This is a genomic window from Gordonia sp. IEGM753 (assembly GCF_050321825.1).
Lineage (GTDB): Bacteria > Pseudomonadota > Gammaproteobacteria > Pseudomonadales > Pseudomonadaceae > Aquipseudomonas.
In genome coordinates this window covers 2,671,040-2,696,239 of sequence record NZ_JBNQGB010000001.1, presented here as the reverse complement: position 1 = coordinate 2,696,239, position 25,200 = coordinate 2,671,040, and the positions used below count along the sequence as shown (strand labels likewise).

Annotated in this window: 21 protein-coding genes; 12 read left to right on the top strand and 9 right to left on the bottom strand. The window is 58.8% G+C overall.

Annotation, left to right across the window (positions count from 1 at the left end; translation table 11 throughout):
* Positions 1-70 precede the first annotated feature (70 nt).
* Complete coding sequence (locus ACQR3R_RS12025) at positions 71-1,747, top strand: oxaloacetate-decarboxylating malate dehydrogenase (RefSeq protein WP_428272402.1); 1,677 nt, start codon at positions 71-73, stop codon at positions 1,745-1,747.
* An 835-nt stretch (positions 1,748-2,582) separates the two neighbouring features.
* On the opposite strand, the gene ACQR3R_RS12020 is transcribed toward ACQR3R_RS12025, so the two are convergent.
* Genes ACQR3R_RS12020 through gcl form a run of 3 tightly spaced genes read right to left on the bottom strand, consistent with a single transcriptional unit; the run spans position 2,583 to position 6,081 of the window.
* Positions 2,583-3,479, bottom strand: a complete 897-nt coding sequence (locus tag ACQR3R_RS12020; protein WP_428272401.1) for a 2-hydroxy-3-oxopropionate reductase — start codon at positions 3,477-3,479, stop codon at positions 2,583-2,585.
* Between the two features lie 17 nt (positions 3,480-3,496).
* On the bottom strand, positions 3,497-4,279 hold the full coding sequence (hyi, locus tag ACQR3R_RS12015) for a hydroxypyruvate isomerase (RefSeq protein ID WP_428272400.1): 783 nt from the start codon (positions 4,277-4,279) through the stop codon (positions 3,497-3,499).
* 26 nt (positions 4,280-4,305) lie between these two features.
* Complete coding sequence (gene gcl / locus ACQR3R_RS12010) at positions 4,306-6,081, bottom strand: glyoxylate carboligase (protein ID WP_428272398.1); 1,776 nt, start codon at positions 6,079-6,081, stop codon at positions 4,306-4,308.
* Between the two features lie 106 nt (positions 6,082-6,187).
* Between gcl and ACQR3R_RS12005 the strand changes: the two genes are divergently transcribed.
* Positions 6,188-7,096, top strand: a complete 909-nt coding sequence (locus ACQR3R_RS12005) for a LysR substrate-binding domain-containing protein (protein WP_428272397.1) — start codon at positions 6,188-6,190, stop codon at positions 7,094-7,096.
* On the opposite strand, the gene ACQR3R_RS12000 is transcribed toward ACQR3R_RS12005, so the two are convergent.
* The 3 genes from ACQR3R_RS12000 to ACQR3R_RS11990 form a co-directional block, all read right to left on the bottom strand.
* Positions 7,093-7,857 (bottom strand): 2-keto-4-pentenoate hydratase, encoded by a 765-nt coding sequence (locus tag ACQR3R_RS12000; RefSeq protein WP_428272396.1) that lies wholly within the window; start codon positions 7,855-7,857, stop codon positions 7,093-7,095. The genes ACQR3R_RS12005 and ACQR3R_RS12000 overlap by 4 nt on opposite strands.
* 115 nt (positions 7,858-7,972) lie before the next feature.
* A complete protein-coding gene (locus ACQR3R_RS11995; protein ID WP_428272395.1) occupies positions 7,973-9,271 on the bottom strand; it encodes an MFS transporter in 1,299 nt (432 codons plus the stop codon).
* Positions 9,272-9,373: 102 nt separating this feature from the next.
* Positions 9,374-10,585 (bottom strand): aminotransferase class V-fold PLP-dependent enzyme, encoded by a 1,212-nt coding sequence (locus ACQR3R_RS11990; RefSeq protein ID WP_428272394.1) that lies wholly within the window; start codon positions 10,583-10,585, stop codon positions 9,374-9,376.
* 151 nt (positions 10,586-10,736) lie between these two features.
* Here ACQR3R_RS11990 and ACQR3R_RS11985 point away from each other — a divergent pair, with 151 nt between their 5' ends.
* The 6 genes from ACQR3R_RS11985 (at position 10,737) to ACQR3R_RS11960 (ending at position 18,976) form a co-directional block, all read left to right on the top strand.
* Complete coding sequence (locus ACQR3R_RS11985) at positions 10,737-11,462, top strand: FCD domain-containing protein (RefSeq protein ID WP_428272393.1); 726 nt, start codon at positions 10,737-10,739, stop codon at positions 11,460-11,462.
* 12 nt (positions 11,463-11,474) lie between these two features.
* A complete protein-coding gene (locus ACQR3R_RS11980) occupies positions 11,475-12,716 on the top strand; it encodes a hypothetical protein (protein ID WP_428272392.1) in 1,242 nt (413 codons plus the stop codon).
* 119 nt (positions 12,717-12,835) lie between these two features.
* On the top strand, positions 12,836-15,019 hold the full coding sequence (locus tag ACQR3R_RS11975) for a malate synthase G (RefSeq protein WP_428272391.1): 2,184 nt from the start codon (positions 12,836-12,838) through the stop codon (positions 15,017-15,019).
* A gap of 63 nt (positions 15,020-15,082) precedes the next feature.
* Positions 15,083-15,826 (top strand): gluconate 2-dehydrogenase subunit 3 family protein, encoded by a 744-nt coding sequence (locus ACQR3R_RS11970; protein ID WP_428272390.1) that lies wholly within the window; start codon positions 15,083-15,085, stop codon positions 15,824-15,826.
* Positions 15,827-15,828: 2 nt separating this feature from the next.
* Positions 15,829-17,604 carry a GMC oxidoreductase gene (locus ACQR3R_RS11965; RefSeq protein ID WP_428272389.1) on the top strand — a complete coding sequence of 592 codons (1,776 nt, stop codon included), beginning with the start codon at positions 15,829-15,831 and terminating at the stop codon, positions 17,602-17,604.
* A 10-nt stretch (positions 17,605-17,614) separates the two neighbouring features.
* The gene (locus tag ACQR3R_RS11960; protein ID WP_428272388.1) at positions 17,615-18,976 is read left to right on the top strand and encodes a c-type cytochrome; all 1,362 of its coding nucleotides are present in this window, start codon (positions 17,615-17,617) and stop codon (positions 18,974-18,976) included.
* Positions 18,977-19,040: 64 nt separating this feature from the next.
* On the opposite strand, the gene ACQR3R_RS11955 is transcribed toward ACQR3R_RS11960, so the two are convergent.
* On the bottom strand, positions 19,041-20,378 hold the full coding sequence (locus tag ACQR3R_RS11955; RefSeq protein ID WP_428272387.1) for an MFS transporter: 1,338 nt from the start codon (positions 20,376-20,378) through the stop codon (positions 19,041-19,043).
* A gap of 943 nt (positions 20,379-21,321) precedes the next feature.
* On the bottom strand, positions 21,322-22,209 hold the full coding sequence (locus tag ACQR3R_RS11950) for an FAD-dependent oxidoreductase (protein WP_428272385.1): 888 nt from the start codon (positions 22,207-22,209) through the stop codon (positions 21,322-21,324).
* A gap of 142 nt (positions 22,210-22,351) precedes the next feature.
* On the opposite strand from ACQR3R_RS11950, the gene ACQR3R_RS11945 reads away from it, so the two are divergent.
* The 4 genes from ACQR3R_RS11945 (at position 22,352) to ACQR3R_RS11930 (ending at position 24,480) form a co-directional block, all read left to right on the top strand.
* Positions 22,352-22,792 (top strand): Rrf2 family transcriptional regulator, encoded by a 441-nt coding sequence (locus ACQR3R_RS11945; protein ID WP_428272384.1) that lies wholly within the window; start codon positions 22,352-22,354, stop codon positions 22,790-22,792.
* A 9-nt stretch (positions 22,793-22,801) separates the two neighbouring features.
* The gene (locus ACQR3R_RS11940; protein WP_428272383.1) at positions 22,802-23,263 is read left to right on the top strand and encodes a GNAT family N-acetyltransferase; all 462 of its coding nucleotides are present in this window, start codon (positions 22,802-22,804) and stop codon (positions 23,261-23,263) included.
* A gap of 157 nt (positions 23,264-23,420) precedes the next feature.
* On the top strand, positions 23,421-23,849 hold the full coding sequence (locus tag ACQR3R_RS11935) for a TOBE domain-containing protein (RefSeq protein ID WP_428272382.1): 429 nt from the start codon (positions 23,421-23,423) through the stop codon (positions 23,847-23,849).
* A 133-nt stretch (positions 23,850-23,982) separates the two neighbouring features.
* Positions 23,983-24,480, top strand: coding sequence for a DUF1543 domain-containing protein (locus ACQR3R_RS11930; protein WP_428272380.1), 498 nt, complete (start codon positions 23,983-23,985; stop codon positions 24,478-24,480).
* 12 nt (positions 24,481-24,492) lie between these two features.
* Here the strand turns inward: ACQR3R_RS11930 and ACQR3R_RS11925 are convergent, their stop codons facing one another.
* On the bottom strand, positions 24,493-25,140 hold the full coding sequence (locus ACQR3R_RS11925; RefSeq protein WP_428272379.1) for a glutathione binding-like protein: 648 nt from the start codon (positions 25,138-25,140) through the stop codon (positions 24,493-24,495).
* Between the last annotated feature and the right edge of the window lie 60 nt (positions 25,141-25,200).

Below are 25,200 nucleotides of genomic sequence, written 5' to 3'. Positions count from 1 at the left end.
TTGTGAGTGGTGTTCAAGCGTGCACTTAAGTGTATATTGAATTCAAAATACAAAAGCACAGGAGATGAACATGAGTAATCCTCTTCAACGCCCCGTAGAAGTGCCTTTCGCAGGTCCTACTTTATTGGGCACGCCGCTGCTGAACAAGGGCACCGCTTTCAGTTTGCAGGAACGTGATGCCTTGCATTTGCGCGGGCTGTTACCGCAGCAAGTTGAAACCATCGACCAGCAGGCACAGCGCGCCTATCAGCAGTACCAGGCCTGCGGCACTGATCTGGACAAGCACATTCTGTTGCGTTCCATTCAAGACTCCAACGAAACCTTGTTTTATCGGGTGGTCGATGACCATCTCGATGAAATGCTGCCAATCATTTACACGCCTACCGTGGGCAAGGTTTGCCAGGAGTTTTCGCGAATCTACCGCAGCCATCGTGGTCTGTTCATCAGCATTGGCGACCAGGATCGCATCGATCAGATTCTCAACAATGTCACCAAGGACAACGTGAAAGTCATCGTTGTCAGCGATTGCGAGCGCATCCTCGGGCTCGGTGACCAAGGCGTCGGCGGCATGGGCATTCCCATCGGCAAGCTGTCGCTGTACACGGCGTGCGGTGGCATCAGCCCGGCTTACACGCTGCCGGTGGTACTGGACGTGGGCACTAATAATCCAGCGTTGCTGGCAGACCCGTTGTACTTCGGTCGCCGTGAAGAGCGCATTCGCGGGGCCGAATATGATGCGTTCCTGCAAGCATTCGTCGAGGGTATACAGCGCCGCTGGCCGGAAGCGATTCTGCAGTTTGAAGACTTTGCCCTGACCAATGCCATGCCGCTGCTGGCGCGTTATCGCGATCAGCTGTGCTGCTTCAACGATGACATCCAGGGCACTGCCGCCGTGACTGTCGGCACGTTGCTGGCGGCCTGCAAGGTCAAAGGGCAGCGCCTTTCGGAACAGACCGTTGCGTTCGTCGGCGCAGGCTCCGCGGGTTGTGGTATCGCCGAGCAAATCATTGCCGCCATGCAGCTGGAAGGCTTGACTGAAGCCCAGGCGCGAAGCCGGGTGTACCTGCTCAACAGCAAAGGCTTGCTGACGGATCGTCAGCCTGGTCTCTACGACTTCCAGCAGCGTCTGTCGCACACCAGCGAGTCGCTGGCGCAATGGGATTTCGGCGGTGACTGGCCGTCGCTGCACGAGGTTGTGAGCAATGCCAAACCTACTGTATTGATTGGTGTGTCGGGCAAGGCCGGTCTGTTTACCCAACAGATCATTCAGACCATGCATGCTCACTGTGCTCAACCGATCATCATGCCGTTGTCCAACCCGACATCGCAGATTGAAGCTCATCCCAAGGACATTTTGCAGTGGACTGACGGGCAGGCTCTGGTAGCAACCGGCAGTCCGTTTTTGCCGATTGAACTGTTGGGCAAAACCTTTCCCATCGCCCAATGCAACAACTCTTATATCTTCCCCGGTATTGGCCTGGGCGCGATTGCAAGCAAGGCAACCCGCATTACCGATGGCATGCTCATGGCCTCGGCCAAGGCACTGGCCGAGAGCGCCGGGGCAGGGCAGATGTTGCCGCCGCTGCGTGAAGTGCAAGCAGTCAGCAAGCGCATCGCTTTTGCGGTTGGCATGGCGGCCCAGCACGATGGGGTTGCCGCTCCTATGGCTGAGGACGCATTGCGAGCCTCTATCGAGCTGCACTTCTGGCAGCCGGTTTATCGCCAATACGTGCGGCGTTCGGAGTGAACCTCCGGGCAAAAAACACCACCGGTTTATCGCCAATACGTGAGGTGTCCGGAGTGGACGGTGGTTAAGGGGATGTCCTACACATTGTGGTGAGGGGATTTATCCCCGTTGGGTCGCGAAGCGGCCCCAGAAATGGGGCTGCTGCGCAATCCATCGGGGCAGTGCGACGTTTCGCTAAATCCCCTCGTGACACATTGGTGTCGCGCAGCGGTCCTGAAAGAGGGGCTGCTTCGCAGCCCATCGGGGATAAATCCCCTCGCCACGGGTTTGGCTTGCGGGCGTCTATCTAGCAGCACTTTTGGTAGCCGGTTTATCGCCAATACGTGCGGCGTTCGGAGTGAAAAACACCGCAAGTTTGGCGCTATGTTGACGAGTTAAGAGCAACGAAAAATCTGTGGCGAGGGAGCTTGCTCCCGTTGGGTCGCGAAGCGGCCCCAGAAATGGGGGTGCTACGCAATCCATCGGGGCAGTGCGACGTTTCGCTAAATCCCCTCACCACGGGTTTGGCTTTCGGGCGTCTATTGAGCAGCACTTTTGGCAGTCGGTTTATCGCCAATACTTGAGGCGTCCGAAGTGAACGCTGGTTAAGGAGGTATACCGCACATTGTGGTGAGGGGATTTATCCCCGATGGGTCGGAAGCGGCACCAGAAATGGGGCTGCTGCGCAGCCCAGCGGGAGCAAGCTCCCTCGCCACGGGTTTGGCTTGCGGGCGTCTATCTGGCAGCACTTCTGGCGGCTGGTTTATAGCAAGCTCCCTTGCCACGGGGAGCGGTATTTCGTCTTGGCTGATCAGTCTTGAGCAAGACTGGCGAGGCTTTTTTTGGCTGTTAGAACTCAGGCCTTGGAATCACGGATGGAAAAACTGGCCATGTGTTCCAGGCCTTTGATCAGGGCCGAGTGGTCCCACTGGCTGCCTCCCAATGCGGCGCAGGTGCTGAATACCTGTTGCGCGTTAGCGGTGTTGGGCAGGTTGAGGTTCAGCTCGCGAGCACCTTCCAGGGCGAGGTTCAGGTCTTTCTGGTGCAGGCTGATGCGGAAACCCGGGTCGAATGTGCCTTTGATCATGCGTTCACCGTGCACTTCGAGAATCTTCGATGAGGCAAATCCACCCATCAATGCTTCGCGCACCTTGGCCGGGTCGGCCCCGTTCCTGGCGGCAAACAGCAAGGCTTCACCCACCGCTTGAATGTTCAGCGCGACAATTATCTGGTTGGCCACTTTCGCGGTCTGGCCATCGCCGTTGCCACCGACCAGCGTGATGTTCTTGCCCATGTTCTGCAGCAATGGCAGGGCGCGATCGAACACTGGCTGATCGCCGCCGACCATGATGCTCAGCGTGCCGGCTTTGGCGCCGACTTCGCCGCCCGATACCGGCGCATCCAGATAACGCGCGCCGGTGGCAACGATTTTCTTGGCAAACGCTTTCGTTGCCGAAGGTGAAATCGAGCTCATGTCGATCACCACCTTATCTGGACCGGCGCCTTCGGCGACGCCGTTTTCGCCAAACAATACTGCTTCTACAAATGGAGTGTCCGGCACCATGACGATGATGAACTCTGCTTGCTGCGCGATTTCCCGTGGGCAGCTCAACACTTCGGCACCAGCGTCGGTGAGGGCTTTGGGAGGCGTGCTGTGATGGTTTGACAAGAACAGCTGGTGGCCGGCCTTGATCAGGTTGAGGGCCATTGGCAAGCCCATGATGCCGGTGCCGATAAATCCGATAGTCGCCATGCTGAATGCCTCTTTGTTCAAATAACGTTGTGGGTGTTCAGCCAGCCCAGGCCAGCTTCGGTGGTGGTCAGCGGCTTGTATTCGCAGCCAATCCAGCCGTTGTAGCCGATGCGGTTGAGGTGCTCGAACAGAAAGCGGTAGTTGATCTCGCCCGTTCCTGGTTCATGACGGCCTGGGTTGTCCGCCAGTTGCACGTGGTTGATAACGGCCAGTTGAGCCTCCAGCGTGCGCGCCAGATCACCCTCCATGATTTGCATGTGGTAGATGTCGTATTGCAGGAACAGATTGGCACTGCCGACCTGCTGGCGAATCTCCAGCGCCTGAGCCGTGGTGTTCAGGTAGAAACCTGGGATGTCACGGGTGTTGATCATCTCCATCACCAGACGAATGCCCGCCGCTTCAAGCTTTGCGCTGGCGTACTTGAGGTTGTCGATGAATGTTTGTCGCACATGTGCCGCCTCCACGCCTTCAGGCGCTTTGCCCGCCAGGCAGTTGACTTGGGTATTGCCCAGGACCTTGGCGTATTCGATGGCCAAGTCGACGCCGGCCTTGAACTCCTCAACCCGGTCGGCATGGCAGGCGATGCCTCGCTCACCTTTCTCCCAATCACCGGCAGGCAAGTTGAACAGCACTTGGGTCAGGCCATGCGTCTCCAGTTGCGCCTTGATGTCGGCTGAACTGAAATCGTACGGAAACAGGTATTCCACCCCGGTAAAACCGGCGTTGGCAGCGGCGGCGAACCGTTGCAGAAACGGCTGTTCGGTGAACAACATCGACAGATTGGCGCAAAGACGTGTCATTAGTTTTCTCCGTGTACAAAAGATGCTCAGCCCATGAGGCTGATGGAAGTCGGGGCGTCGGCGGCGCATTCGGCCAACGGCTCGAACTCGTTGATTGCGTTGATCTCGGTGCCCATGGCGATATTGGTGACGCGCTCCAGAATAACCTCGACCACCACCGGCACCTTATGTTGGGCCATCAGTGCGCGGGCTTCGGCGAAGGCAGCTTGCAACAGCGCCGGGTCCGTCACGCGCAGCGCTTTGCAACCCAGCCCTTCGGCAACCGCTACATGGTCGACGCCGTAACCTTCAAGCTCTGAAGCGTTGATGTTATCGAACGCCAGTTGCACACAATAATCCATGTCGAAGCCACGTTGCGCCTGACGGATCAAGCCGAGGTAGGCGTTGTTCACCACCACATGGATGTAGGGCAGCTTGAACTGTGCACCGACCGCCAGCTCTTCAATCATGAACTGGAAATCATAGTCGCCGGACAACGCGACGACCTGGCGATGTGGATCTGCTTTCACGACGCCGAGGGCTGCCGGGATCGTCCAGCCAAGCGGCCCGGCCTGGCCACAATTGATCCAGTGCCTTGGTTTGTAGACGTGCAAGAACTGCGCACCGGCGATCTGTGACAGCCCGATGGTGCTGATGTAGCACGTGTCCTGGCCGAAGAAGCGATTCATCTCCTCATACACCCGTTGCGGCTTGATCGGCACGTTGTCGAAGTGGGTCTTGCGTTGCAGGGCGCTTTTGCGTTGCTGGCAACTGCTCAACCAGGCGCCGAAGTTCTTCAGGCGACCGGCCGTGTGCCACTCGCGAGCCACCTCCAACAGCATGATCAAGGCACTGCCAGCATCCGAAACAATGCCCAGTTCCGGCATCAGCACGCGGCCGATCTGGGTCGGTTCGATGTCGATGTGAATGAAGCGCCGACCTTCGGTGTACACGGGAATGGAACCGGTGTGACGGTTGGCCCAGCGGTTGCCGATGCCGATTACCACGTCCGATTCGAGCATCGTTGCGTTGCCGTAGCGGTGGGCTGTTTGCAGGCCGACCATACCCGCCATTTGCGGGTGATCATCAGGGATGCAACCCCAACCCATCAGCGTCGGAATGACCGGGATGCCGGTCAATTCGGCGAACTCCACCAGTAATGCCGACGCATCGGCATTGATGATGCCGCCGCCCGCGACAATCAACGGGCGCTCTGCCTGATTCAGCAAGGCCATGGCCTTTTCAGCCTGTTGGCGACTGGCCTTGGGCTTGACCACCGGCAGTGGTTCATAAGCGTCGATATCGAACTCGATCTCGGCCATTTGCACGTCGAACGGCAAGTCGATCAGCACTGGCCCTGGACGGTCGCTACGCATGATCTGAAAGGCTTTTTGAAAAACGTAGGGCACCTGGCCGGCCTCCATCACGGTGGTCGCCCATTTGCAGACGGGCGCGGCAATGCTCGCGATGTCCACGGCCTGAAAATCTTCTTTATGCAGGCGTGCGCGTGGCGCCTGCCCGGTGATGCAGAGGATGGGGATCGAATCGGCGGAGGCCGAGTACAGGCCGGTGATCATGTCGGTGCCCGCCGGGCCGGAGGTGCCGATGCACACCCCAATGTTGCCCGCCACGGCGCGGGTGTAGCCCTCGGCCATGTGCGAGGCGCCTTCCACGTGACGGGCCAGTACGTGATCAATGCCCCCCAGTTTTTTCAACGCGGCGTACAGCGGATTGATCGCCGCGCCGGGAATGCCGAATGCAGTGTCGATGCCTTCGCGGCGCATCACCAGAACGGCCGCTTCGATAGCTTTCATGAGGGGCATGGAACTCTCCTTGATTCGATATTTTTTGTACATCACAAGCATCCGTTTGCTAGCCTGCTTTGTGAATTGCCAGTTTTATCGTTTCTGTCGGTATCAGGAGTATCGGATGGACCGTTACACGGAATTGCGCAGCTACGTACTCATAGCGTCCCGCGGCAGCTTTGCCGCCGCGGCCCTGGTTGATGGCGTAACGCCGGTGATCATGGGCCGGCGCTTGACCGCCCTGGAGCAGCGTCTTGGGGTTAAGCTGATCCATCGCTCAACCCGTGGCCTGACGCTCACGGAGCTGGGTGAGGCCTACCTCGAACAGGCGAAGGTGTTGCTGCAGTCGTTTGACGAGATTGACGCCAGCATCAGCGAGAACCGCAGTGCGGTGCGTGGCCATCTGATGATTACCGCGCCGGCCGGGTTTGGGCGACGCCACGTGGCGCCGCATGCTCCCGAATTTCAGGCCAGATTTCCGGAGCTCAAGGTGTCGCTCGACCTGACCGATAACGTCATCGACCTGGTGCGTGAGGGCTACGACATGAGCATTCGTATTGGCGAAGTCATGGACCCCAATTACGTGGCAATTACCCTGGCCGCCAACCGTCGCGTGGTCTGCGGCGCACCCAGCTACTTCGCTACGCATGGCATTCCGCGAACCCTGGAGGATCTGGCCCGGCACAACTGCCTGGCATTCAACCTGCAAGGTGGACAGCACCGTGGCTGGACCTTCCAGAAGAACGGCAGGCCGGTAGCGGTCAAGGTTGCCGGCAACCTCTATTGCAACGATGGTGAATTGTTATTCGACTGGGCCAAGCGCGGCCTGGGCATTTGCTGGCGCTCGGTCTGGGAAATCCAGAGCGAGCTGCTCAGCGGCGAACTCACCACCGTGCTCGATGAGTTCGCCTTGCCCAGCTATGACATTCAGGGCGTGTACCCGCAGCAGCACTACTTACCGGCCAAGGTGCGTTTTTTCATCGCCTTCCTCAAGGAGGTTTATAGCCGCCCCGGGTATTGGGTTCGACGTTAAACCAGCGACAGGGAGATCGCAGGCAAACCCTGTATTTGCCCGTTAATTTGGCCCGGGCCTTCGGCGAAGAACATGCCGGTAAAGGACCCCGTGGTGATGACCAAACCCTGCGGCACGCTCAATCCCTGGCGGGTGTAATGGTTCACCAGCCAGGGCAACAGGCGTCTTGGATCGCCCGCCGGATTAGCCACCGCCGACGGCACGATGTTGTCGCCATTGAAGGTCAATTCAAGCTCGGGTTGAGCGAAATTGAACTGTGGGTCGTAAGGCACGAATTCGCCCACTATCAAGGCACCGTGGTTAAGCAAATCTGCCAACTGGGTCAGCGGTTCGACCCGCGGCCAATCGGCAAATCGACTGGAGACGATTTCAATGGTCGAGGCCATTTCGCCGACACCGGCCAGTACTTCTTCGTCGCTGTAGTCCTGATCACTCGGGCTGAACGCCCGGTTGAAGCGAAAGGCAATTTCCAGCTCCAGACCGACCGGTGGATAAGCGCCACGATCAAATTCGCTGCCGGAGGCAAACAGGCAGTCGCTGGGTAGCGGCGATCCCTGAATCGGTCCTGTGTGGGATTTCGAACCTATCTTCCAGCCGCCGGGCTTGGCCCCGCGCAAGCGAAAAATCTCTTGTTGGGTGAGGTACGCACTCGCCATGTCGGTTGGGTACACGTCTTTGTCGAGTTCACCCAGCGGGCTGCGCGTACGTTGCGCTTCGACGATCAGTTGCGCCAGGCGCGAAGAAGTGGATGCTGAATTCAAGGTGTCGCTCCATTGTTCAAGACGCTGTGGTGAGGGGAGATAAACCCTTCACCGCAGCGTGCATGACTTGTTTAAGTGAATAGCATTGCGCCCTCAGGCGAAGGCTCGGTACAGATTATTTGACGATGACAGTCGAAGACTGCGCATCGGGCGTCACCGGTACAGTCGGTTTGGTGTACTCGAATTTATTCTGCGGCTTCATGCGAAACGACAGGATCACGCCAATCGCCAGCAAGATGATGCTGACCAGGAATGGCAGCTGCCAGTTGCCAAACTTGTCGATCAACAAGCCTGCCGCTACCGGACTGACGATGGCCGCCATGGCCGAACCGGTGTTCATCATGCCGCTTGCTGTGCCGCAATGGTCGGGTGCGATGTCCATCGGGATGGCCCACATCGGCCCGATTGTCATTTCGGAGAAGAAGAAGCCGATGGCGAGGCACGCCAGGGAAATGTGCATGTCCTTGGTGAACATCAGTGGCACCAGCGACAGCAGCGTCAACCCCAGGCACACCGCAACCATCAGGCTGCGTGCCTTGTTCAGGTCTTTGGTGCGGGCGTAGATGCGGTCACTGACGATGCCGCCCAAGGTATCGCCAACGACGCCACCGAAAAACACCGTGGAGGCAAAAATGGCGGTGCCCTTCAGGTCGAGGCCCATGTTCATGAAGTACATCGGCACCCAGCTCAACAGCAGCCAAAGCGTCCAGCCGTAGCAGAAATAAACGATGGTCACCGGCGCCATGCGTTTGAACAAGCGTCCCCAGGCCAACGGCTCTTTGTTTTTCGCCTTGGGTGGCGGCAACGTGTCCAGCTCTTGTTGCGAGATGCGCGGGTGGTCCTTTGGCAGTTCAGTGAACACCAGCGCCCAGATCGCAACCCAGGCAAAACTGATGGCCGCGCACACGTAGAACGATTCTCGCCAACCGTAAGTCGCCATCACCGCGATCATCGCGGCCGGCGCCAAGGCATTGCCCAGGCGTGCGAAGGCGTGAGTAATGCCTTGGGCAAAGCCGCGTTTTTCCTTGGGCACCCAGCGTGACATCGCCGCCGTTGCAGCCGGGAAGGTCGCGCCTTCGCCGAGACCGAGCAGCACGCGCGCGATGATCAACGAGACGAAACCGCCAGCGAGTCCCGTGAGGACGGTGGCGGCGGCCCAGATCAGGCCGCAGACCACCAGCGTGCGCTTGGCGCCGAAGCGGTCGCTGACCCAGCCGCCGATGATTTGAAACACCAGGTAGGGGTATGCAAAAGCAGAGAAGACGATGCCAATTTCAGTTTTTGTGAGGTTGAATTCCTTACCGAAACCGACCGCCGCCGTACTGACATTGACGCGGTCCAGGTAGGTGATGAAATACATGGCGCACAGCATGAAAAGCACCACCGTGGTGGGGCGCAGACGTAAAAACTTCATGTTCTATCTCCAGTTTCTTATTGTGCTCGCTGACAAACGCGATGATTCGGGATAGTTAGTCGCTTCTGTGGCGCTGCGGCATGGGCCGCAGCGCCTTGCACATCACTCGCGCCGCAGCGGCACGGATTGCCCTCCCAGGTAATCCATGGCCGCCAGTACGCCACTGGATTGCAGTTTCACGCCGGCCATTTGCAGGCCCATTTCGCACCCGGTGAGTGTTGCCATCAGGGTCAGATCGTTGCAATCGCCCAAGTGGCCAATGCGGAACATGCGGCCTTTCATTTTGCCCAGGCCAGTGCCCAGCGACATGTCGAAACGCTCGTAAATGGTCTTGCGCACGGCGTCGGCATCGATGCCCTCGGGGGTCATCACACCGGTCAGGACCGGGCTGTACACCGAAGGATCCGCGCACTGGATTTCCAGGCCCCAAGCGTTCACCGCGGTGCGGCAGGCATGGGCCAGACGATTGTGGCGAATGAACACGTTCTCCAGCCCTTCGCCGAGGATCATGTCCAGCGCTTCGGACAATCCGTACAGCAGGTTGGTATTGGGGGTGTACGGCCAGTAGCCGGTTTTGTTCATCTCGACGATTTCGTCCCACGCCCAGAAACTGCGCGGCAGGCCGGCGGTTTTGCTGGCCTCCAATGCTTTCGGCGAGAGGGCGTTGAAGCTGATGCCTGGCGGCAGCATCAGGCCTTTTTGCGAGCCGGAGACTGTGACGTCCACGCCCCATTCATCATGACGATAATCGGCAGAGGCGAGGCCGGAAATGGTGTCTACCAACAGCAGCGCCGGGTGGCCGGCAGCGTCGATGGCCCTGCGTACGGCAGCGATGTCGGAGGTCACACCGGTGCTGGTTTCGTTGTGCACCACGCACACTGCTTTGATGCGATGACTGCTGTCGGCTCGCAGATGGGATTCGATCATCGAGGCATCGACACCGCCACGCCAACCTTCGATGCCTGGGCGGCCGATGAACTGCGGCTTGAGCCCCAGGCTGAGTGCCATTTTTTGCCAGAGGGTGGCGAAGTGGCCGGTTTCAAACATCAGCACTTCATCGCCAGTGCTCAGCGTATTGCACAGTGCAGCTTCCCAGGCGCCGGTACCGGACGCTGGGTAAATGACCACAGGCTGTTTGGTTTTGAAGATCTTCTTGATGCCATCCAACACCTTGAGCCCCAACTCGCCAAACTCCGGGCCACGGTGATCAATGGTGGGATAACTCATGGCGCGCAAGATGCGATCCGGTACCGGGCTAGGGCCGGGAATTTGCAGAAAGTGACGGCCGGCGGGATGGAAATCAAGCTTCAGCATGGGGTGACTCCTTGTTTTTGTATTTTGAATTCAAAATACGTTAGCACGTCATCTTGCTGTGTCAAACGTAATAATTGCGCTAATATTCGGCAATGGTTGAGCTGTTTTCGTATAAAGCATGGCGCTAGAGCGGTGCAAAAGAGGATTTTGAATGCAAAATATTGAAGAGTCGGGCGAACTCGACAGTCCCCGACTGATGCCTAAGGTCGAGCGCCAGCGTCTGCACGACATGGTGGTCGAGCACCTGCGCAGCTTTATTACTGAAGGGGTGCTGGCGCCGGGCAAGAAGCTCAACGAGCGCGAGCTTTGCGAGACCCTGGGCATTTCCCGCACGCCTTTGCGCGAAGCACTCAAGGTGCTGGCGGTTGAAGGGCTTATCGAGATCAATCCCAATCGCGGCGCCAGCGTTGCGCGCATGTCTGAGCTGGAGATTCGCGAGACGTTCGAGCTGATGAGTGGCATTGAAGCGTTTGCCGGCGAGCTGGCCTGTGAGCGCATCACGCCCCAAGAGCTGGAAGAGATCAAGGCGCTGCACTACGCCATGGTGGTCAGCAAGAACCAGAATGATTTGCCGGGCTATTACCAGCGCAACCGGGCAATTCACGACATGATCAACCTGGCCGCACGCAACTCGGCATTGCGCCAGGTGTACCTGTCGTTGAACCGTCGCATTCAGGCGTTGCGTTTCCTGTCCAACCAGCAGGCGCCGAAGTGGGAAAGGGCGCTGCATGATCACGAAGAGATGATTGAGGCGTTGCAGGCGCGAGACGGCAAACGCTTGAGCAGCATTCTTCGTCATCACCTTCTGGAAAAACGCGACGCCATCATGCTGATGGTCCGCGACGACTCCGAGCACCCCAACTCCATCCGCCGCTAAAGGAGCTGGTTCATGGCGCATGACCTCGACGCTTTGTTGGCCGACTGCGCCAATCGCCTGCCGCAACTCCAGCAGCAACGCCTGATGCTCTATGCCGGGGCCAATCTGCCCAGCGCCCGAGCGATGGCGGCCTACAGCCCGGCACTCAGTGCGTACCCGGCAATGGGCCCGACCGGGTACAAGGAGCAACCCGAAACCGAACTGGTCAGCGAACTTGAACGCCGGGCCAGCGCAGCGGCCATGTCTTTGTTCGGCGCGGCGTGGGCGGAGGTTCGGCTGGCGAGTTGCACGTTGGCCAACCTGGCCATTTTCCATGCGTACTGCCGGCCGGGCGATCGGGTGCTGGCCCCGGCGGCCGAGCATGGCGGTCATCTGAGCCAGCGCCGAGGTGGCACCCCGCAGATGGCGGGTCTGGTGGTCGAGGATCTGCCGTTTGATCGCACGGCCTGCCGGCTGGACAGCGCGGCGGCGGTCGAACTGATTGATCAATACCGGCCCAGGCTAGTGGTGCTGGGCCGCAGCATCATGATCAAGCCCGATGACATTGCACCGGTGGTACAAGCGGCGCATGCCGTGGGCGCCAAAACGTTGTTCGATGCCTCGCATGTGCTGGGTTTGATTGCCGGTGGTGTTTACCCCAATCCGTTCGACGCCGGCGTCGACCTGATCAGCAGTTCCACTTACAAAACCTTGCCCGGCCGGCCACAAGGCCTGGTGCTGGGGCGCGTCCTTGCAGATGCGCCACCGCTGCGGGAGCTGCTCGATACGCGCATGCTCGCCAACTATGACGCGGGGCGTTTGCCGTCACTGCTGGTCACCCTGACCGAAGCTCAAACCCACGGTGCCGATTACGCTGCAAAGATCCTCGCCAACAGTGCGGCGTTGCATCGCTGTTTGCTAAACGCAGGCTTGCCGGTGCTTGCGGCAAACCCAGGCGAGGTTCATACCCATCAGCTGTTGTTGCCGCTTTCAGGTCAGGTCGATTCCCGTGTGGTGATGGCCGCGCTACAGGCGCATGGCATCCTCATTGGCACCTGTGTCGATCCTTCGCTGGCCGGTCATCATGCACTGCGTCTTGGCACTCAGTTCATCACCCGACAAGGCCTTGAAGCCGCCCACATGCCGGACGTGGCGCGTTTGCTTGCTCGGGTGTTGCAGGTTGGTTCCTGTGGGCGCCTGCAGTCGCGGCACGCTGTTGAAACCTCTGTTTCCCTGGATCAGATCAAGTATTTGCTGAGCGGATTGGCGGGCTAGTCCCTACGATATTCCGTGTTCGGCAAATAATGAATATTGAATTCAAAATACAAAATCGGTAACACTGCAGTCCTCACAACAAGAAGAACTCCGTCCTGGTGGCGGAAAACGAGGACGCCATGACTGATTTTCTGCGCAGGGGTAACTTGACCGTCGCCCCGCAATTACTGCACTTCATCGATGAAGAAGCGCTGCCCGGCACCGGCCTGGACAGTGGTGAATTCTGGAAAGCCTTCGACCAGTTGGTCCACGACCTCGCCCCCCGCAACCGCGCCTTGCTGCAAAAGCGCGACGTGTTGCAGGCGCAACTTGATGCCTGGCACCGCAACCACCCAGGACCTGTTCAGGACAAAAACGCCTATCGCGCCTTCCTGCAATCGATTGCCTACCTGCAACCCGTGCGCGCTGCAGTGACGGTGACTACGGCCAATGTCGACAGCGAAATCGCTCGGCAGGCCGGCCCTCAACTGGTGGTGCCGGTGATGAATGCGCGCTACGCGCTGAACGCCGCGAATGCACGTTGGGGTTCTTTGTACGATGCGCTGTATGGCACTGACGTGATTACCGACGAAGAAGGGGCGCTCAAACTCGCGGGGTTCAATGCGGCTCGCGGGCAGAAAGTCGTGGCGTATGCCCGCGCCTTTCTTGATCGAGCGGTGCCACTCGCAGCAGGCTCGCATGCTGCAGCCACACACTACGGCGTTGTCGATGGCGTGCTGCGGGTGACCCTGGGCGATGGTTCGACAACCGGGCTGGAGCAACCGCAGCAGTGGGTTGGTTTTCAGGGTGAGATGAACTCGCCCAGCGCCATTTTGCTGTTGAACAACGACCTGCACATCGAGATTCAAATCGACGCCACCAGCGCCATTGGCCGTACCGATCTCGCGCATATCAAAGACGTGGTGTTGGAAGCCGCGCTGACCACCATCATGGATTGTGAAGATTCGGTGGCCGCGGTCGACGCCGCAGACAAGGTCGTGGTGTATCGCAACTGGCTGGGATTGATGAAGGGCGATCTCAGCGAAACCCTGCAAAAAAATGGCCGCAGCCTTACGCGCAAACTTAATCCTGATCGCCTGTGGTCGCGTGCCGATGGCTCCTCCATCACGCTGCCCGGTAGAGCGCTGATGTTGGTGCGCAATGTCGGGCACCTGATGACGACGCCAGCCTTGCTCGATCATGAAGGTCGCGAAGTGCCCGAAGGCATTCTTGATGCCGTGGTCACCAGCCTTGCGGCCATGCACGACCGCAAATCGGGCGGTAACTCGCGTACGGGTAGTGTTTACATCGTTAAACCGAAAATGCACGGTCCGGATGAAGTGGCGTTTACCAGTCAGTTGTTCGGCCGCGTCGAGCAGATGCTCGGGCTTGCGGCTAATACGCTGAAAATGGGCATCATGGATGAAGAGCGGCGCACCACGCTCAATCTCAAAGCGTGCATTGCCCAGGCAACCGAGCGTTTGGTGTTCATCAATACCGGTTTTCTGGATCGCACCGGTGACGAAATGCACAGCGCCATGGAAGCGGGGCCGATGCTGCGCAAAGGTGAGATGAAAGCCAGCTCATGGCTCAAGGCCTACGAGCGCAATAACGTGTTGGTGGGGCTGGAATGCCAACTGCAGGGCAGGGCACAAATCGGCAAGGGCATGTGGGCCATGCCGGATTTGATGAGTGCAATGCTCGAACAAAAAATCGCCCATCCGTTGGCCGGCGCCAATACCGCATGGGTGCCATCGCCCACAGCCGCTACGCTCCACGCCATGCACTATCACCAGGTCGACGTCACCGCGGTGCAAAACCAGATAGCCCGGCAAGCCACTGCCGACGAATACGCCGCCCTACAGGATCAGTTGCTGGATATCCCTGTGGGCCGGGTCGGCGATTGGGACGAGCAGGCCATCACCGAGGAGCTGGAGAACAACGCGCAAGGCCTGCTTGGCTACGTGGTGCGCTGGATCGATCAGGGCGTTGGCTGCTCCAAGGTGCCCGATATTCATGACGTGGGGTTAATGGAGGATCGGGCAACCTTGCGCATATCCAGCCAGCATATGGCCAATTGGCTCAGGCATGGCGTAGTGACCAACGCACGCGTCATGGCGGTACTCGAACGGATGGCGGTGGTCGTGGATGCACAGAACGCAGGCGATCCGGCTTATCAGCCGATGTCGAAGAACCCCGCACATTCGCTCGCGTTCACTGCGGCCTGCGCGTTGGTGTTTGAAGGCGCCGGGCAACCGAACGGCTATACCGAACCGTTGTTGCACCGATTCAGGCAGATGAGCAAGGCGCAAGCCGCTTCGTGAAGTTCGCTGTACCCATAAGAAAGTACAAGCACACCCGTGTTTAGACCCAGGAGTGACTGAACCATGTCTGATAACGATACTTCCCCTGGACGTCGCGACTTTTTACGCAAGTCGTTGACGCTTATTCCTGTCGTAACCCTGGCCAGTGCCGGTGTTTCCACCGGAGCCTTTGCTCAGACTCCAGCGAGCGATGCACAGCCCGGCACGCCATCCCCACCGCGCGTTGATGATTACAAACCCACCTGGTTCACCCCGCAGGAATGGGCCTTTCTCATTGCCGCCTGCGACCGTCTGATTCCGGCCGATCAGGTGGGGCCGGGCGCCGTGGAGCTGGGCGTGCCCGAGTTTCTTGACCGTCACATGCAGACGCCCTATGCCAACGGCGGCATCTGGTACATGCAGGGGCCGTTCTTGGAAGCAGTGCCTGAGTTTGGTTATCAGGGACGCCTGACGCTGCGGGAAATCCTGCGGATAGGCATCAAGGCTTTTGATGCCAGTTGCCAGAAGAATTACTCCGCAAAAACCTTCGCACAACTGTCGACGGAGCAGCAGGAAGATCTGCTGAAAAACGCAGAGAGCGGCAAGCTGGCGCTGGAAGACATCTCATCGAAGCTGTTCTTCAGCAACTTGCTTAACGAGGTGCGCAACGGCTATTTCGCCGACCCATCCCACGGCGGCAACAAGAACATGGGCGCATGGAAGATGATCGGCTATCCCGGCATGCGTGCTGATTACATGGACTGGATAACGGTGCGCGACAAGCCATACCCGCTGCCCCCGGTCGATCTGGCTGGAAGGAGGGGTTGAGCATGGCGAACACTAAACCAAAAGTAGACGCAGTGATTGTCGGCATGGGCTGGACCGGGGCGATCATGGCCAAGGAACTCACCGATGCAGGCCTGAATGTGGTGGTGCTGGAGCGCGGTGCAGACCGTGACACGCAACCCGATTTTGCCTACCCCAAAGTGGTGGATGAACTTGAAGGTTCAGTGCATCGGCGGTACCTGCAAAGCCTGTCCCAGGAAACCGTCACCGCGCGGCATAACCTGACGTCAACGGCCGTGCCGTATCGGCAAATGGGCTCGTTCAAACCAGGCACCGGCGTCGGTGGCGCGGGCAGTCACTGGTCGGGTTGTCACTTTCGCGCGCTGCCGGAAGACTTCAAGCTGCGCAGCAATGTCGAGCAGCGCTACGGCGCCAAATTCATTCCCGAAGACATGACGATTGAGGATTTTCCGGTCACCTACGAAGACCTGGAACCGCACTTCGATCACTTCGAGTATGTGTGCGGCACCTCTGGCAAGGCCGGCGTGATTCAGGGGGCCAAACAGCCTGGCGGCAACCCGTTTGAAGGTTCGCGCTCACGTGAATTTCCTTTAGGTCCCAACCCCAATTACCTCGGTGCGGAAATGTTCTACGGGGCGGCCCGCGAGATGGGCTGGGACCCGTATCCAATCCCGGCCTCCAACGCGTCGGCGCCTTACGTCAACCCTTACGGGTGTCAGATGGGGCCGTGCAATGCGTGCGGGTTCTGCAGCGATTACGGTTGCCTGAACTACTCGAAAGCCAGCCCCAACATCAGCATCTTGCCGGTGTTGCGCCAACGCAAAAACTTCGAGTTGCGCACCCATGCGCAAGTGCTGAAAGTCAACCTCGACAGCGATGGCAAGAAGGCCACCGGTGTCACGTATCTGGACGCTCAGGGGCGCGAAGTCGAACAACCAGCCGACCTGGTTCTGTTGTGCGCGTTTTCTTTGTTCAATGTGCATTTGATGCTGCTTTCCGGTATCGGCAAACCGTACGACCCACAGACGAACGAAGGCACCATCGGCCGTAACTACTCGTACCAGAACCTCAACCGCGTGGTGCTGTTTTTCGGCAAGGAAGTGCAGGCCAACCCATTCATTGGCATTGGTGGCGCAGGCACCACCATGGACAACCTGAACGGCAATCAACTGGACAATGCCAAGGCCGGTTTTGTCGGCGGCGGCATCATCTGGGCCCGGCAGCCAGGCGCCGGGCCGGTGCGCGGGATCAACGTGCCGCCGGGCACGCCGGCCTGGGGCACGCAGTGGAAACAGGCCGCCAGCGACGCTTTCCGTCATTCGTTCTACTTCGAAGTGCAGGGCGCCTGCATGTCGTACCGTCAGCATTACCTGAGCTTGGACCCGACCTACAAGGACGGCTTTGGCCGGCCGCTGCTGCGGATGAACTTCGACTGGCACGACAATGAGATCAAGGCTTCGCAATTTCTGGTGGGCAAGGCGCTGGAGATGTCGAAAATTCTCAACCCGACCGCCGTGGCCGGCGACGCCAAGAAGCCCGGCGAGCACTACAACATCACCAAGTACCAAAGCACCCATACCTGTGGTGGCGCGATCATGGGCAGCAACCCGAAAACCTCGGCGCTGAACCGCTATCTGCAATCGTGGGACGTGCACAACGTGTTCGCCATCGGCGCCAATGCGTTCCCGCAAAACAACGGCTATAACCCGACCGGCATGGTCGGTGCGCTGGCCTATTGGTCAGCCAAAGCCATTCGCGAGCAGTACCTGAAAAACCCCGCCCCGCTGGTTCAGGCATAAGGAGAAGCCCATGAAAAAGTTTCTTTTGAGCCTGATCGGATTAGGGGTGGTGGTGTTGGTTTTGTTGCTGGTGTTTGCCGCGTGGCCAACGCACTCGAGAGTATTGCAACCCGCGCCTGAAGCGCAGCAGGCAGCGTTGATCGAGAAGGGTCGCTACCTGGCCGACGCCGGTGATTGCACTGCCTGCCACACTGCAAAAGGTGGCGCAGCGTTTGCCGGAGGCCTGCCGATTGCCTCGCCGATCGGCACGCTGTACAGCAGCAACATCACACCGGATAAAACTTCGGGCATCGGCGGTTATTCGCTGGATGATTTTGACCGGGCGATTCGTCATGGCATTGCCGCCAATGGCGACAGTCTGTACCCGGCGATGCCCTATCCGGCGTACGCAAAGATCAGCGATGACGACATTCGAGCGCTGTATGCGTACTTCATGCACGGCGTTGCGCCGGTCAACGCCTCGAACCGGACCAATGACGTGCCATGGCCATTGTCCATGCGCTGGCCCCTGGCGATCTGGCGCAAGACGTTCGCACCCGACCCGGATGCCGTAGCGTTCAAGGCTGAACGTTACCCGGTGGCGCACGTTGCGCGCGGAGCTTACCTGGTACAAGGCCTGGGCCATTGCGGCAGTTGCCACACGCCGCGTGCGCTGACCCTTCAGGAAAAAGCGCTGGATGAATCGAGTCCGGTTTATCTGTCTGGGGGCCCGGTGATCGATGGCTGGCTGGCGGTTAATTTGCGCGGCAATCCGGCGGACGGTCTGGGCAGTTGGAGCACCGAGGACATTGTTGCCACGTTGCGCAGCGCGCGCAGTGCGACGCATGCGGTATTGGGCGGGGCAATGGGCGATGTGGTGGTTCACAGCACTCAGCATCTCAACGATGGCGACCTGCAAGCGGTAGCCGCTTACTTGAAAACGCTGCCTGCCAGCGACCGTCAGGTGTCCAGCTTCAAGGCTGATCCTGCTACCGCTAAAGCCTTGGCCGCCGGGGAGGAGGGCAGTCGCGGTGCCGAGCTGTACGTCGACAATTGCTCTGCCTGCCACCGCACGGATGGCACGGGCTACGAACGGGTTTTCCCGAAGATCGCCGGCAACTCGTCGGTGCTGTCTGAAGACCCGGTGTCGATGATTCGCCTGGTGCTGGCGGGCAGCAAGTTACCTGCCACCGCCACAGCGCCGTCGGAACTCGGGATGCCGGGGTTTGCCTGGCGTTTGTCGGATGAAGAGGTGGCGCAGCTGCTGACGTTCATTCGCAGCAGTTGGGGCAATCAGGCGCCAGCGGTGAACGCGGCTCAGGTCAAGCAATTGAGGGGTACGCTGGCGAAGGAGTCGCCAGCGGTGTCGCGTACCGATATTGCCAAGCCGTAACGAGGGGTGACTACCCCGCCCGGCTGTCTGACGTGCAAGGCGTCAGACTGTCTGGCGGTTTTTTTCAATGTGCTGCGACTGCCTCGCCTTCAACGGCACCGGCTTGCGGGCGAATGATCATCAGCCCGGCGGCTGCAATCACCAGTGGCACGATCAGCGCGGAGTAATAGCCCGCCGGGCCGCCATGTTCCAGAAACCAGCCGCCGCTGGCCGATCCGATAATGGCCCCGACCCGGCCCAGTGCAATCGCCCAACCTGTTGCCGTTGCGCGCAGTGCGGTGGGGTAGGCTTGGGCAACCATGTAGTTCAAGACGATTTGCTGGCCGCCAATACCCAGGCCCGCGCAGCCGGCGAGGATGAACACCAGTGTCCAGTTGGTGCCGCTGTAGGCCAGCCCCAGGCACAGGAAAATGCCAAACACGAACAAGGCCAGCAGCAACAGTCGGGTGTTGATTTTCGGCAGCATGATCGACAGTGGAATCGCAAACAGCACGAACACCGCATTGACCGCTACAGTCCCCATCGGCGCCTGTTCCGTGGGTAAGCCTGTGGCTTTGAGTACGGTGGGCAGCCAGGATAGAAACATGAACCACGCCACCCAGTTAAAAAGATAGATCGTCCATATGCCAAAGGTATTGCGCGCAAGTCCGCCCTTGAACAAGGACGATACGCGGGTTTTTACGTCCATTTCCGGAACACTGAACGTGGTACCGGCGGCGACTGGTTTTTGGGTGAGGACGGCGACAATGTGTTCAATCTTCTTGCGGCTGGCAACGGCGCGGTGCCGGGTCATGAAATACAGCGATTCCGGCAGTGCAAGTATCAGCACCACTACCAGTGCCAGCGGCACGATACCGCCAACGGCGAAGATGCCTTGCCAGCCAATGGAAGGCAGCATTTTGGCGGCCAGCAACCCGCCGAGAATGGCCCCTGCAGGCAAGCCCAGCAATACCGTGGTCATGATCGTGCCACGGTGTTTAGCACTGCCATACTCGGCTGCCAGCGACAGGACTACCGGCGTTGCACCGCCCATTCCGAGGCCGGCGATAAACCGCAGCACCAGAATCTGGTCAGTCGTCTGGGCAAATGCGGTCGCCAGCGACGCGACACCAAACAAGGCTACCGAGCCGATGATGGTTGGACGTCGACCAAATTTGTCGCCCATCAAACCCAGCGACATGGCACCGAGCACCATGCCGACAATCCCTGCGGTGAGGATCGGCGCCAACGCGCCGGGGCCAAGGCCGAAGGCCTGGATGATCGAGGGACCGGTGAACGCAATCGCCTGAGTATCAAAGCCGTCGAGAATGGCGACGAAAAAACACAGGCCAAACACTCTCCACTGGAATGTGTTCAATCGCGTGCTGTTGATCAACTCGGGAATGGAATAGTGGATGCTCATGGCTGCTCCGGGCGAAATGCATTTTTGTCATTTTTTTTGCGCAAGCCAGGCCTGCCATATCACAGGCTAAGTGCGGTGCTCACCAGGGTCTAATATCATTTGGGTGGTGTACGATACCTCTGAGGTATCGCTCGACAGTGCTGGCATTTGCCGCCAGGACCTCCCAGTGGCTACCCATCACAATCGCAGGAGCCGGGTTGTTTGCGTGTCGTACATGCGTGATTGCACTGTGAAATGTCTGCGCCACACTGAACTGTAGGAGCTTGACTTGCCAGCGATGGCGCCCGCATGGATCGCCATCACCGGCAAGCCGGTTTCCCACGGGATTGGATTCACAGCGCTGAAATGTCTGTGCCACACAGAACTGTAGGAGGCTGGCTTGCCAGCGATGGCGCCCAGCATGGATCGCCATCACCGGCAAGCCGGTTTCCTACGGGATTGGATTCACAGCGCTGAAATGTCTGCGTCACACTGAACTGTAGGAAGCTGGCTTGCCAGCGATGGCTCCCGCATGGATCGCCATCACCGGCAAGCCGGTTTCCTACGTGATTGGATTCACACGCAGAAATGTCTGCGCCACACTGAACTGTAGGAAGCTGGCTTGCCAGCGATGGCGCCCGCATGGATCGCCATCACCGGCAAGCCGGTTTCCTACGGGATTGGATTCACAGCGCTGAAATGTCTGTGCCACACAGAACTGTAGGAGGCTGGCTTGCCAGCGATGGCGCCCGCATGGATCGCCATCACCGGCAAGCCGGTTTCCTACGGGATTGGATTCACACGCAGAAATGTCTGCGCCACACAAAACTGTAGGAGCTTGGCTTGCCAGCGATGGCGTCTTCGGAATCGCCATCACCGGCAAGCCGGTTTCCTGGGGATTTGTGTTGCGCCATACAGGTCGGCATTCCCGCCCATAGGAGGCCGGACAGGCGGCTACTGGTTCTCAGCGAAACATCAGCGATTGGTGCGCGGCACCACCCGTGCGTGCACCGTCTCCCACGGCGGTCGCTACATTGCCCGCGGCCACGGCGGCGTCACCGCAGGCAAACACGCCCGGTACGCTTGTCTCGCGCATGGCATCGACCTTGATGAAATCGCCCGTTGGCCCGGCTTCGAATTTGCACCCCAGCAGCGCGGCCAAGGGGCTGGCCATGCGTGTACGTGGCTGGGTAAACAATCCCGCAAGTTTAATCACGCGGCCGCTGGCCAGCGTCACATGGGCGTGTTCGCCACCCACCGATTTCACCCGCTCACGCTCAAGCGTCACGCCGCGTTCTTCAAGACTTGCCAACTGATCTGCATCGGGCTCGAAAATATCGTTGAGGAAAAACGTGGTCGGTCCCCAATCAGGCAACATCAGCGCGTGATGGATGGCAATCGGTGAGGCCGCCAGAACGCCGATCTGCCCGCCGTCTAGTTCGTAGCCATGGCAATACGGACAGTGGAACACTCGCATACCCCAGCGCTGTTGCAGTCCAGGAATGTCAGGTAGCTCATCGCTTACCCCTGTTGCCAGAATCAGGCGCTGGCCCTCCAAGCGCTGTCCGCTTGCCGTGGTGACCACCAGCGTGTCTGCTTGTTTTTGCGCGCTCACGGCCGATTCGGTGACCCATTCGACCGCCGGGTATTTGCACAACTGCGCCCGCGCCTCACTGGCAATCACGCCAGGGTCGCTACCGTCCTGCCCAAGAAACCCATGCGAGCTGTGCGCGAAACGATTGCGGCGCTGGCCGGCATCAATCACCAACACGTTGCGGCGCGCACGTGCCAGCTGCAGGCCAGCGGAAATGCCGGCATAACTGCCGCCAACGATGATCACGTCATACACCATGAGTCAGCCTCCTTGAACCTTCGACCCGCTCGAAGATTTCAAGATACAACGTAAGTTACATGATGGATCAGTGTCAACGGTCTCGTAACTTATGCTGTGTCGAGCGATACTCGGCGCACCCATCTTCACGAAATCGCCGTCCATGAGAAATGACACCCGCCTGTCGCGCATGCTTCACGTATTGATCCACATGGCTCGCCATGAAAAACCCGCCACCTCCGAGACCATCGCGCAGATGCTCGGCACCAACGCGGTGGTGGTTCGGCGCACCATGGCGCTGCTCAAGGAGCAAGGGTATGTGCGCTCGGAGAAAGGGCACCATGGCGGGTGGACGATGACCAAACCGTTGGCCGAGATGACCCTGTTGAATATTCACGAAGCCTTGGGCTCGTCTTCGTTGTTTGCCATCGGCTTGTCCACGGACCACCCGGAATGCCTGGTCGAGCAAGCGGTTAACGCTGCGTTGACCGAGGCCTTTGAAGCCGCGCAAGCGCTGTTGATCGAGCGTTTGGGAAGTGTCACGCTTGAGCAGTTAGCCGATGATTTCGAACAGCGTTATCAACGCGTGCACAGTGCTTCGTAAGGATTGACCATGAGCGAACATCAGTTCATCCGCCCGGCAGTTGCAGGCGATGAAGACGCTGTACGGGCGTGCGCCGAGCAAGCGTATGCCCAGTATGTGAGCGCGATAGGGCGAAAACCTGCGCCCATGCTGGCGGACTTCAACGCGCAGATTGCGGCCGGTCAGGTGTACCTTGCCACTGGGTCAAAGGATGAACTGCAAGGCTTCATCGTTTTCTTTCCAGTGGATCAGCACATGTTTCTCGAGAACGTGGCCGTCTCGGAATCAGGACGCGGCACAGGCATTGGCAAATCACTTGTTCAGTATTGTGAGGCGCAGGCCAAGCTCTTGGGCCTGGGCAGCGTGCAGCTCTATACCAACGTAAAAATGAGCGACAACCTGGCCATTTACCCACGGCTTGGTTACGTCGAAGTGCAACGGCGCACCGAGGATGGATTTGAACGCGTCTACTTTGAAAAGCGCGTGGGTTGAGACGCAGCCCTCTACGTTCAAGTCCGGCACCCAGGCCTGGGTTTACGTGCGCGCTTGAGTTTCACGCGTTTAAATCCGCTATGGTTGTTTCTACACAACGTTAAATTTGATCATGCCCTGAAATTCCTAACTTGAAAGTCAACAAAAGGACTCTTTCATGAAAGTCAGTGCTCGTAACGTGTTCAAAGGCCAGGTCAGTCAGGTGCAGGAAGGCGCGGTCAATGCTGAAGTGGTTTTGACCCTGTCCGGTGGGGAACAACTGGTTGCAGTGGTCACCATGGAAAGCATCCGTAACCTGGGTATTGCGGTGGGTAAAGAAGCCGTAGCGCTGGTCAAGGCGCCGTGGGTCATGCTGATGACCGAGTCCAGCGACATTCGCCTTTCGGCACGCAATTGCCTGGAAGGCAAGGTCCTGAGCGTCACCGACGGTGCGGTCAACGCTGAAGTCATCATCGAACTGGCTGGCGGTTCCAAGGTGTATTCGATCGTCACCCGTGATGCCGTGGCAGAGCTTGGCCTGGTGGCCGGTGTCAGCGCCACTGCGGTAATCAAGGCTTCCCACATCATTCTGGGCGTGCCGGCCTGATAAGTCGCAAGGCGCCGGTGATTGTTACCTGGAATCTGAGTCGTTTCGGACCTTGCGTTGCAGTCACCGGATTGCCCCCAGCCGATGGGTGCATCGTGCGGCTACCCGCCTTTCACCATCATTGGAAATAGACATGCTTTTTGTTGTGATGCTGGGAGGTAAACATCCCAAGGCGAAGATCGAAGTACATGATGTCGTGTTCGCCGTGGCGGACAGCCTTGAGGACACCTATGCGCAGCTTAGACAAGGCTGGTTTGGTAGCCAGGCCGGTGTGCATATCGATTCGTGGATGCGAGTTGATGGCGTTGAAAACTGGAAGGTCGAACTCAGTCCTCTAGCGCCGCGACCCGATGCGCCGCGTTTGTATTTTATCAACCTGGGCGGTTACGAATCGCAGGCGTTCGGCGAGGCTCATCATTACGTTCTGGTGGTTGCCCATAGCAAAAATGAAGCGAAAGCCAAGGGCAAACGGCACCTGCTGAACACCTGGTCGCAATCGCATACGGATGCGCTGATGGACGTCGATGATTGCCTGCCGATTGATCAGGTCGACGGGCGCTACATCCATCTGGTCGAGGGCGAACACCGCGGCGTTACCCAGCAGAACGATTACATTGTGCTGCCTCGATGACGGGGGCCGGCACTAGAAATCGAGTTTGCCGCGCAGTTCCGAGAAAGCAATCATCACGTGCTCGCGGTAAGCCGGGCGATCTTTAAGTCGCGCGTACCACTGCTCGACACTGGGGATCTCGGGTCGCTCGATATCCATTTCGAAGTAACGGTAGAGATGGGTTGCTGCGGGGATGTCGGCCAGCGAGAAATGCTCGCCTGCAAGGTATTTGCGGTCGCGAAGGTGCTGGTCGAGAATCTTGAAATAGTGCGTACAGCGTTGCAGGCTGGCAGCCAGCGCCTGCTTGTTTTGCTGCGCTTCGGGAGTGCGATAGCCGCCCCAGAAAACGCCGTCGATGAACGCTGTTTGCAAGCTGCACTGTGCCCAATCCATCCAGCGGTCGCTGTCCGACCTCACGGCGGCATCTTCACTCCAGAACGTCGGCTTACCATAAACCGCTGCCAGGTAGCGCAGGATCGAATGCGACTCCCAGACCACGGTTTCGCCATCCTTGATCAGTGGAATTCGCCCATGCGGGTTCATCGCCAGAAATGGCGGGGTGTCCTTGATACCAAAGCTTCCGCCCGCCGGGATGTGTTCATGTGCCAACCCCAGCTCATCGATCAGCCACATCACTTTCTGCACATTGAACGCGCTGCGTCTTCCCCAAACCTGAAGCATCAAAGCATCATCCTTAAAAATATCGACCTATCGAACAGTGCAGTCAGTGCATTGGCGCCT

Excerpts from the sequence above, each read along its gene's own strand:
- ACQR3R_RS12025 (WP_428272402.1), top strand. The coding sequence starts at position 71 with ATGAGTAATCCTCTTCAACGCCCCGTAGAAGTGCCTTTCGCAGGTCCT.
- ACQR3R_RS12020 (WP_428272401.1), bottom strand. The coding sequence starts at position 3,479 with ATGGCGACTATCGGATTTATCGGCACCGGCATCATGGGCTTGCCAATG.
- hyi (WP_428272400.1), bottom strand. The coding sequence starts at position 4,279 with ATGACACGTCTTTGCGCCAATCTGTCGATGTTGTTCACCGAACAGCCG.
- gcl (WP_428272398.1), bottom strand. The coding sequence starts at position 6,081 with ATGCCCCTCATGAAAGCTATCGAAGCGGCCGTTCTGGTGATGCGCCGC.
- ACQR3R_RS12005 (WP_428272397.1), top strand. The coding sequence starts at position 6,188 with ATGGACCGTTACACGGAATTGCGCAGCTACGTACTCATAGCGTCCCGC.
- ACQR3R_RS11995 (WP_428272395.1), bottom strand. The coding sequence starts at position 9,271 with ATGAAGTTTTTACGTCTGCGCCCCACCACGGTGGTGCTTTTCATGCTG.
- ACQR3R_RS11990 (WP_428272394.1), bottom strand. The coding sequence starts at position 10,585 with ATGCTGAAGCTTGATTTCCATCCCGCCGGCCGTCACTTTCTGCAAATT.
- ACQR3R_RS11985 (WP_428272393.1), top strand. The coding sequence starts at position 10,737 with ATGCAAAATATTGAAGAGTCGGGCGAACTCGACAGTCCCCGACTGATG.
- ACQR3R_RS11980 (WP_428272392.1), top strand. The coding sequence starts at position 11,475 with ATGGCGCATGACCTCGACGCTTTGTTGGCCGACTGCGCCAATCGCCTG.
- ACQR3R_RS11975 (WP_428272391.1), top strand. The coding sequence starts at position 12,836 with ATGACTGATTTTCTGCGCAGGGGTAACTTGACCGTCGCCCCGCAATTA.
- ACQR3R_RS11970 (WP_428272390.1), top strand. The coding sequence starts at position 15,083 with ATGTCTGATAACGATACTTCCCCTGGACGTCGCGACTTTTTACGCAAG.
- ACQR3R_RS11965 (WP_428272389.1), top strand. The coding sequence starts at position 15,829 with ATGGCGAACACTAAACCAAAAGTAGACGCAGTGATTGTCGGCATGGGC.
- ACQR3R_RS11960 (WP_428272388.1), top strand. The coding sequence starts at position 17,615 with ATGAAAAAGTTTCTTTTGAGCCTGATCGGATTAGGGGTGGTGGTGTTG.
- ACQR3R_RS11955 (WP_428272387.1), bottom strand. The coding sequence starts at position 20,378 with ATGAGCATCCACTATTCCATTCCCGAGTTGATCAACAGCACGCGATTG.
- ACQR3R_RS11950 (WP_428272385.1), bottom strand. The coding sequence starts at position 22,209 with ATGGTGTATGACGTGATCATCGTTGGCGGCAGTTATGCCGGCATTTCC.
- ACQR3R_RS11945 (WP_428272384.1), top strand. The coding sequence starts at position 22,352 with ATGAGAAATGACACCCGCCTGTCGCGCATGCTTCACGTATTGATCCAC.
- ACQR3R_RS11940 (WP_428272383.1), top strand. The coding sequence starts at position 22,802 with ATGAGCGAACATCAGTTCATCCGCCCGGCAGTTGCAGGCGATGAAGAC.
- ACQR3R_RS11935 (WP_428272382.1), top strand. The coding sequence starts at position 23,421 with ATGAAAGTCAGTGCTCGTAACGTGTTCAAAGGCCAGGTCAGTCAGGTG.
- ACQR3R_RS11930 (WP_428272380.1), top strand. The coding sequence starts at position 23,983 with ATGCTTTTTGTTGTGATGCTGGGAGGTAAACATCCCAAGGCGAAGATC.
- ACQR3R_RS11925 (WP_428272379.1), bottom strand. The coding sequence starts at position 25,140 with ATGCTTCAGGTTTGGGGAAGACGCAGCGCGTTCAATGTGCAGAAAGTG.